At 29.9% G+C, this 1150-nt stretch carries 1 protein-coding gene; it reads right to left on the bottom strand.

The window, feature by feature from the left end; genetic code table 11:
* Nucleotides 1-161 precede the first annotated feature (161 nt).
* Nucleotides 162-941 (bottom strand): ATP-grasp domain-containing protein, encoded by a 780-nt coding sequence (locus B2S90_RS07450; RefSeq protein ID WP_278860530.1) that lies wholly within the window; start codon nt 939-941, stop codon nt 162-164.
* Between the last annotated feature and the right edge of the window lie 209 nt (nt 942-1150).

Below are 1150 nucleotides of genomic sequence, written 5' to 3'. Positions count from 1 at the left end.
GGTAGTAGTAAGTACTGTCTATTTCGTTGCAACCCCTTTATAGTGATTAAAATAAGCTTATCCAATGATAATCTTTATTGTATAGAAGTGTATCTCTATAAGCAGATGTATTTATTCAACGTTTTTTCACTATTTATATTTTTATTATCTATTGCTTAATATCAAGGCTGATACTTTCTGAAATCGAATGGATCTTCTCGCTCAAAAATCTGAGCCCATCTTGCAGATATAAATCTGGCATATTTGAAGTCTTCTAGTCCATAATCACCAGATGAATAAGCATCATTGCATTCTACTACTATTGTTTTATGATCACTTGTCACACCAATATCAATAATGCAGGCTGCTGGTCTTTCTTCCCATGTTCTAAAATCCTTCATAATCTGATCAATGACATGTGGATCATATGTATAATGATAATCCCCTTTATATGGCTTTATATCATAAATTTCATCATAATAAATAAAACATCGCCATTCTCTTCTAATATCTATTGCTTCACTGCATATGACTTCATAGTTTTCTTCACAATTACCACATCCAACTAAATCTTTGATACTCTTTATGACTTTTCCTGTAAATACTTTTGACTTAACCGGTTTAACAAACCATCCAGCAGACCATTTTTCCACATGAGAAGAAATAGAATCAATCGTATCATACCAAATCTTTCGTCCTAAATACTTCTTTAAGCATTCAGGATAATCATCAACATGAACATCATCATACCCAAACTTTCTAAATATTTCTTCACATTGATAAATATAATCAACTACTATATCTTCTTTTGTAACGACATCGTATATATCATCTAATACTTCATAGGGTATAATTTCACAGCCTAATTCACTAAAGCCATATATCGCTTTTGTAAATGTTTCACTTTTCCCAATAACTAATCCAGAATTAGAATTCTTTTTACATTTTACGTAAACCTTCATATGTTTCACCTACTTCTTGTTGTTCAAATATTTATAGAGTATTTTATAATACGTTTCATAATCAAGAGAATATGGCAAGCCTGAAACTCCATCTCACATTTATTATACTCTATATTTTATTATTATGTATTGAGTTAGACTTCTATGACACCTTTAATTAGGGGTTAAGATAAATTATTGTAAAGTATATGAATGATATTTTCCGAGTA

Origin of the sequence: Catenibacterium sp. UBA627, from assembly GCF_002299355.1 — a bacterium.
GTDB classification, from domain to species: domain Bacteria; phylum Bacillota_I; class Bacilli_A; order Erysipelotrichales; family Coprobacillaceae; genus Catenibacterium; species Catenibacterium mitsuoka.
This window is presented reverse-complemented; position numbering and strand designations above follow the sequence as displayed.